Source organism: Parasaccharibacter apium (genome assembly GCF_002917995.1).
Classification (GTDB): Bacteria; Pseudomonadota; Alphaproteobacteria; order Acetobacterales; family Acetobacteraceae; genus Bombella; species Bombella apis.
On record NZ_LMYH01000007.1, the window covers coordinates 195,187 to 201,335 of the forward strand.

Sequence of the window (6,149 nt, forward strand, 5' to 3'; positions counted from 1 at the left end):
GTTATCGTCTCCGCTTCTGTTCCTTGGCCAGACGGCGCATGATCATGTTGCGCTTCAGGGAGGACAGATGATCGACGAACAGGATGCCATCAAGATGGTCGATTTCGTGCTGGATACAGGTGGCCAGCAGGCCGTCCGCATCCTGCTCGATGGCCTGGCCGTCCAGGTCACGATAGCGGACACGGATGGATTCCGGCCGGATGACCTCGGCATACTGGTTGGGGAGGGAGAGGCAGCCTTCCTCCCGCACGGCCAAGGTCTCGGTGGACTCGATGATCTCGGGATTGATGAGGACCATCGGTCGGCGGGGTTCATCCTCCCGGGCGACATCAACCAGCACGAAACGCTGGCTGAGCCCCACCTGCGGGGCGGCCAGACCGATGCCGGGGGCCTTGTACATGGCGGAGAACATGCCCGGCAGGGCCTCACGGAGGGCCGTCATGTCTTCCGGGCGGACCTCATGGGCCACCTGGCTCAGCACGGGCTGGGGGGCAACAAGGATTGATGTCGGGGTGATGTCATCAAGCCGGTCGAGAAACTCTAAATTTTTCATGGCAGGCATGTTAGCGGCTGGCTGTGTGTAATGCCAGCCTGTTCTTTGATGCGGCAGGCCGGGGCATGGCGGGCCTTGCATCATGGTCTTTCCATCCTCATATCAGCGGGGACGAGCGATGCCTTGTGTAGGGTCGTTCGTCTTCATTCACGTCTCGCTCCCTGAGGAGGCATTTTAGAGCCATGTCGTCTGGACGTCTTTTCACTTCCCCCATGTTTCTGGGGTTTGATCATCTGGAACAAATGCTTGAACGGGCATCAAAAACAGCATCGGATGGGTACCCGCCCTACAATATCGAACAGCTGAGCCGTACGGCACTCCGCATCACGCTGGCTGTTGCAGGTTTTGTCATGGATGATCTCCAGATCACCCAGGAAGACAACCAGCTCGTGATCCGTGGGCGGCAGGCGGATGACACGCAGGGGCGCGTTTTCCTGCACCGTGGGATTGCAGCACGGCAGTTTCACAAGGCCTTTGTTCTGGCAGAGGGAATCGAGATTGCTGGAGCCTGGCTGGATAATGGCCTGCTGCACATCGACCTTCATCGCCCGGAGCCGGAGGTGCGGGTGAAGCATATTGCCATCCAGCAGGGCAGTTCCGGGGGAGCCGTACGGGCCCCGGCACCACCAGCCCGTGATGTGGAGCTGGCCCGTGATCTTCCTCCTGTCGCAGAGGAGGAGCCTTTTGGCCGGGAATGATGAGAGGGGAGCCTCTGCCGACGCTGGGTTGGCAGGGGACATGCAGGTCCGGGCCCGTACCATGACGGGTGCGGAGCTGCGGGACTGGGGGATGAAGGAAGTTGCCTATTTCCGGACCATAACGCATGAGGGGGCCACGCTGGTGGCCATTCATGCAGCGGACGGCACCCCGGTTGGCATTGCCGAGGATGAGGACAGTGCCGTGGATGCCATCCTGGAGCAGGACATGGTGCCGACCTTCCTGCAATGAAGGGCCAGCCGTGGGGCTGCCCTTTCCTGGCGGAGGGAAGGCTGGATCATCGTCTGTTTTGCGAGCGGCAACGTGTCTGAATCCAGTCAAACAGCAGGCATAGGGGAAGGACTATGACGACCATGCAGGCGAGGTCGAGGAGGTCACTGTGTCCGATGCCCCAGTAGAGGCTCAGCTGGTGGGAGGTACGGTCCGAGATCATGCTGCACGTGACGAAAGAGCAGGTCTGTGAACCTTCGAACAGGATTTTTTTCATGGCCTCCCCAGCATCCGGAGTGGACATGGGCACATCCACTTTTCCTGACAGATACTGGCAGCTCATTATGGCAGGGGTGTGAAAGAGTTTTTTTTCTTTACAGGGAGAAATTCTCTCCCAGATAGACCCGGCGCACGTCCTCGTTGGCGACGATGGCTTCCGGCGTTCCTTCCATCAGGACACGGCCGCCATGAAGTATGTAAGCCCGGTCGATGACCTCCAGCGTCTCACGCACGTTATGGTCCGTGATGAGAACGCCGATGCCACGGTCCTTCAGATGGGAGACGAGGGCACGGATTTCACTGACGGCAATGGGATCGATCCCGGCCAGTGGCTCATCCAGAAGGATGTAGTTTGGCTGGCTTGCCAGGGCGCGGGCGATCTCGAGACGGCGACGTTCACCCCCCGAGAGAGCCAGGGCAGGAGAGTGGCGCAGACGGGTGATGCCGAATTCAGCCAGCAGGCCATCCAGCATGGCCTGCCGCCTGTCCCGGTCCTTCTCGACGGCTTCCAGAGCAACAAGGATGTTCTGCTCGACATTGAGCCCTCGGAAAATGCTGGCTTCCTGCGGCAGATAACCGACTCCCAGCCTGGCCCGCCGGTACATGGGCAGGGGGGTGATGTCGGCACCATCAAGCGTGATGCTGCCCATGTCTGTCTGCACCAGCCCGACAATCATGTAAAAGCTGGTCGTTTTTCCTGCACCATTCGGGCCAAGCAGCCCGACAGCCTCGCCACGCTGCACGTGGAGAGAGACATCATGGACGACGGTGCGCTTTTTGTAGCTTTTGCCGATACCCCGGGCAGCCAGGCCTGGTTTCCCCTGATTTTCCTGCATGGTCATTTGCCTGCCTCATTGGGGACGATCAGCCCCTGTACGGGATCGCTGGAGCCGGAGAGCATATGGGAGACGCCGGTCTTCATGTTCACGATGGCCTGCGAACCATTGTTCTGGTTCTGCCCCTGCGTGACACGGACATGGCCGATCAGCCGGGCCAGCTCCGGTCCGGCCAGATAGACGCCACGGTCCCCGGTGGCGGTCTGCCGGTCCGTACGGATGACCACATGGCCCCAGCCATAGGCCCGGTCCAGATTGCCACTCTTCGCTTTTTCCCCACCAGCAGCCTGGCTGGCCCTGTTGGCGGCTTTCTGGGCATCGGAAAGTTCCACAGCCTGCATGACATCAGCGGTGATGCGTTTGCCGTCACTGGTATTGACGGTCGCTTCTCCCCAGCCAATGGAGGTATGGGTCTGGGGGTGATATTCCACAAGGTCCCGAGCTGTCATGAGCTGACGGGGCGTAGTGAATTTCATGGCTTTGCCCGTCATCAGCAGGACGGCCCTGTCAACATCGTACAGCCCGTGATCGCCCCAGCCCTGATTTTCCAGATTGTAGATATGGACATGGCCGAAGGCCTCAACACGGTACAGTTCCATGTCGCTGCTGCCACCATTTTTCTGGCTCTCATCAGTACTGGATGTGCCTGCGGCCTGCTTTTTCGGGCGCAGATAACCGATGAGTGTATCGGCATCGACAGTCATGTCGCCCCGCTGGGCACGGGCACCCCCCGTCAGGGTAACGGTCTGGCGGTTATGGTCGTAGATCTCTTCTTTCTTCCAGAAAAGATGGACGACCTGCCCATGGGCCTGATCCCCGGGTGTCGGGTCGGCTGCCAGAGCAGTGGGAGAGGGGGCCAGGGCCTCGGCCAGAAGAAAACCGGCAGCGGCAAGAAAAGCATGAGGGCGGGAAAAAACAGGGAGACGCATCATGCTTCCTTTATGGGCTTTTCGGCGTTGCGGGAGAAGAGGGGGCGGGTGATAAATCCTCAAAATGATCCGTACGTCCGGCACCGAGGAACTGGAGAGTCCCTGTCTGCTGGTCCATGAAGGCGCCTTCTGCATCCTGCGTGCCGAAGGGCCCTTCGGCATGGACCCAGTCATGCGTGGCGATGACCTGCTGGGGCAGGTCAATATCGGCTGAAGGGCTGTTCAGCAGGACGCCGTCACTGCGGTAGATCACGACATGGCCGTTCAGTGTCAGCGTCTGTTCGTGCTGGAGATACATGCCGCTATCCGCCCGGGCATGGACCCACTGATGATTGTGCAGCAGGATGTCAGCTTCAGGCTCGGTCATGTCGATGCGGTCCGGCTCGCTCTGGCGGGCAATGCGGGATGTGATGGTATAGGGGCGGTCCTGCGAATCAAGATCGTGGTAGGCGGCATGTTCCATCATGCCGCTATCCGTATGGGCATGACGCATGCTGGCCAGAATGGCGCTGTTCTGGTGGATCAGATGATTGATTTCCGGCCATATGGCGACCGAGAACAGCAGGAACATCGCAAGACCGGGGAGACCCCATTTGGCCCGCTTCAGCAGCAGGCTCCGTCTGGCCATGGCTTCGGCTGAAGGGGGCGTGCGCCGTCTGGCCATGCTTTCCTGTCGCATGGCATCCAGCTGGCGGGTCTTTTCCAGACGGTCCGGGTCAAAATCCTCCCGGTTGGGCTGCGGTGCGTTCATGAGAGACCTGCCCGCAGGAGATCATGCAGATGAAGAATCCCGACAGGGCGACGCTCTTCATCCAGAATGAAAAGACTGTTCACCGGGACAGGGCGGTCATTCATGAGGTGCCGTATGTCCTGAGCCCGCATGTCTGCCGTGCCCGTCAGGGGCGTGCGGTTCATGATCTCCACGGCCGTGGTGTTGTCGAGATCACGGTCCAAAGCGGGGCGGAGGTCACCATCGCTGATGAGCCCGGCAAGGCGGCCTTCGTCATCCAGAATGCCGATGCAGCCGAAACTCTTGTGGGTGATTTCCAGAATCACGGCACGGAGGGACATGTTTTCATGGCCCAGTGGCATGTCCTGCCCTGTATGCATGAAATTGCTGACGGGGCGGAGCTGGGCACCCAGCGTCCCTGCCGGATGCAGGAGACCGAAATCATGCGCATTGAAGCCACGGCGTTCCAGCAGGGCGATGGCCAGCGCATCCCCCAGGGCCAGCTGGAGCAGGCAGGAGGTCGTCGGGGCCAGTCCCATCGGGCAGGCTTCCGGCGCGGCAGGGAGGATGAGGGGAATCTGCACCGACTGGGCCAGTGTCGATGAGGCCCGTGTCGTAAAGGCGATCTGCGTGAGATTCAGGCGGGCTGCATGAAGCAGGACTGGCGCCAGCTCGTTGGTCTCGCCGGAATTGGAGAGATAGAGGATGACATCATCGGCCTCTACCATGCCGAGATCCCCGTGGGCGGCTTCGGCAGGATGAAGGAACAGTGATGGTGTTCCCGTGGAGGCCAGGGTGGCGTTGATCTTGCGCCCGATATGGCCGGATTTCCCCATCCCTGTCAGGATGAGGCGGCCTTTCATGGACAGTATGGCAGTGAGAGCGGCTTCAAACCCTTCCTGCATGGGGCCACGCAGGCACGCCTCGAGCTGCTCAAGCCCCTGACGTTCTGTCTGGAGGGCACGGCAGGCGGTCGAGAGGGAAGATGAGGTCATGGAGCAGCTATGTCAGGCACGATGGGCGAAAATGTCCGACACATCATAGCCCAGAAGATCCAGCTTTGCACGGGCAGGGAGGAAATCATAGCAGCTCTGCGCAAGATCACGCCGTCCTTCCCGGATGAGCATGGCTTCCAGCTTTTCCCAAAGGGCATGGAGATGCAGCACATCGGAGGCTGCATACTGGCGCTGCTCTTCTGTCAGGGTCGGGCTGCCCCAGTCGGAGCTCTGCTGCTGTTTGGACATCTCGACGCCCAGCAGCTCCCGGCTGAGATAGGCAAGGCCATGCCTGTCCGTGAAGGTATAGACAAGACGGGCGGCAATCTTCGTGCAGATGACGGAATTCAGCGTGATGCCGAGATAATGCTGGAGAACGGCCACGTCGAACCGGGCAAAATGCATCAGCTTGGTGACAGAACTGTCCTGAAGGAGCGCCTTGAGGTTGGGGCAGTGCCCGTAGCCACGCCCGCCCAGATGTTCCGGCACGAACTGTACGAGATGCGCCTGACCATCCCCGGCGGAAATCTGCACGAGGCAGAGGCGGTCCCGGTGGGGGTTGAGTCCCATGGTCTCGGTATCAATGGCGATGGAAGAGCCCAGCTCAAGATTGTCCGGGAGGTCGCCCTCATATAGATGAATGGCGTTACGCGGAGTGCTCATAGATTCACCGGATTTTCTGAGAGGGGACAATTCTGCCCTGCATGTCAGGGGAGAAAGCCTTGGTGCCCAGAAGAAGACTCGAACTTCCACGTCCTTGCGGACACAGGCACCTGAAGCCTGCGCGTCTACCAATTCCGCCATCTGGGCATAAAGCTGTAAGAGAAAGCTGTCTCCGTGAGGAAGCCGCCTCAGCTCTGTTGAAGATGCTTTTACGGCGCAGGAGGGGGGACGTCAATG

At 60.1% G+C, this 6,149-nt stretch carries 9 protein-coding genes and 1 tRNA gene; 2 read left to right on the top strand and 8 right to left on the bottom strand.

Features of this window, described 5'->3' with window-relative positions:
• Window position 1 precedes the first annotated feature (1 nt).
• Complete coding sequence (gene def, locus ASO19_RS03720) at window positions 2–553, bottom strand: peptide deformylase (RefSeq protein ID WP_103765426.1); 552 nt, start codon at window positions 551–553, stop codon at window positions 2–4.
• Window positions 554–735: 182 nt separating this feature from the next.
• On the opposite strand from def, the gene ASO19_RS03725 reads away from it, so the two are divergent.
• Together ASO19_RS03725 and ASO19_RS03730 are read left to right on the top strand one after the other, a co-directional pair.
• Complete coding sequence (locus tag ASO19_RS03725; RefSeq protein ID WP_043560630.1) at window positions 736–1,251, top strand: Hsp20 family protein; 516 nt, start codon at window positions 736–738, stop codon at window positions 1,249–1,251.
• Complete coding sequence (locus tag ASO19_RS03730) at window positions 1,238–1,501, top strand: DUF1150 family protein (protein ID WP_227656560.1); 264 nt, start codon at window positions 1,238–1,240, stop codon at window positions 1,499–1,501. Before ASO19_RS03725 ends, ASO19_RS03730 begins: the two co-directional genes overlap by 14 nt.
• Before the next feature lie 46 nt (window positions 1,502–1,547).
• Here ASO19_RS03730 and ASO19_RS03735 read toward each other — a convergent pair whose 3' ends face one another.
• From ASO19_RS03735 to ASO19_RS03765, 7 genes are all read right to left on the bottom strand, one after another.
• Window positions 1,548–1,784, bottom strand: coding sequence for a hypothetical protein (locus ASO19_RS03735; RefSeq protein ID WP_146046910.1), 237 nt, complete (start codon window positions 1,782–1,784; stop codon window positions 1,548–1,550).
• Window positions 1,785–1,854: 70 nt separating this feature from the next.
• On the bottom strand, window positions 1,855–2,601 hold the full coding sequence (gene lptB / locus ASO19_RS03740) for an LPS export ABC transporter ATP-binding protein (RefSeq protein ID WP_043560625.1): 747 nt from the start codon (window positions 2,599–2,601) through the stop codon (window positions 1,855–1,857).
• Window positions 2,598–3,527 (bottom strand): LptA/OstA family protein, encoded by a 930-nt coding sequence (locus ASO19_RS03745; RefSeq protein ID WP_227449644.1) that lies wholly within the window; start codon window positions 3,525–3,527, stop codon window positions 2,598–2,600. Before ASO19_RS03745 ends, lptB begins: the two co-directional genes overlap by 4 nt.
• A 7-nt stretch (window positions 3,528–3,534) precedes the next feature.
• Window positions 3,535–4,275 carry an LPS export ABC transporter periplasmic protein LptC gene (gene lptC / locus ASO19_RS03750; protein ID WP_043560612.1) on the bottom strand — a complete coding sequence of 247 codons (741 nt, stop codon included), beginning with the start codon at window positions 4,273–4,275 and terminating at the stop codon, window positions 3,535–3,537.
• The gene (locus ASO19_RS03755; RefSeq protein WP_043560609.1) at window positions 4,272–5,249 is read right to left on the bottom strand and encodes a KpsF/GutQ family sugar-phosphate isomerase; all 978 of its coding nucleotides are present in this window, start codon (window positions 5,247–5,249) and stop codon (window positions 4,272–4,274) included. Before ASO19_RS03755 ends, lptC begins: the two co-directional genes overlap by 4 nt.
• Window positions 5,250–5,261: 12 nt before the next feature.
• Window positions 5,262–5,912 carry a ribonuclease D gene (locus ASO19_RS03760; RefSeq protein ID WP_043560607.1) on the bottom strand — a complete coding sequence of 217 codons (651 nt, stop codon included), beginning with the start codon at window positions 5,910–5,912 and terminating at the stop codon, window positions 5,262–5,264.
• 60 nt (window positions 5,913–5,972) lie between these two features.
• Window positions 5,973–6,059, bottom strand: a tRNA-Leu gene (locus tag ASO19_RS03765).
• Between the last annotated feature and the right edge of the window lie 90 nt (window positions 6,060–6,149).

What these genes read in the sequence shown, in the direction of transcription:
- lptC (WP_043560612.1), bottom strand. Translation starts at nt 4,275, where the DNA reads ATGAACGCACCGCAGCCCAACCGGGAGGATTTTGACCCGGACCGTCTG.
- ASO19_RS03760 (WP_043560607.1), bottom strand. Translation starts at nt 5,912, where the DNA reads ATGAGCACTCCGCGTAACGCCATTCATCTATATGAGGGCGACCTCCCG.
- ASO19_RS03735 (WP_146046910.1), bottom strand. Translation starts at nt 1,784, where the DNA reads ATGTCCACTCCGGATGCTGGGGAGGCCATGAAAAAAATCCTGTTCGAA.
- ASO19_RS03745 (WP_227449644.1), bottom strand. Translation starts at nt 3,527, where the DNA reads ATGATGCGTCTCCCTGTTTTTTCCCGCCCTCATGCTTTTCTTGCCGCT.
- ASO19_RS03725 (WP_043560630.1), top strand. Translation starts at nt 736, where the DNA reads ATGTCGTCTGGACGTCTTTTCACTTCCCCCATGTTTCTGGGGTTTGAT.
- def (WP_103765426.1), bottom strand. Translation starts at nt 553, where the DNA reads ATGAAAAATTTAGAGTTTCTCGACCGGCTTGATGACATCACCCCGACA.
- lptB (WP_043560625.1), bottom strand. Translation starts at nt 2,601, where the DNA reads ATGACCATGCAGGAAAATCAGGGGAAACCAGGCCTGGCTGCCCGGGGT.
- ASO19_RS03755 (WP_043560609.1), bottom strand. Translation starts at nt 5,249, where the DNA reads ATGACCTCATCTTCCCTCTCGACCGCCTGCCGTGCCCTCCAGACAGAA.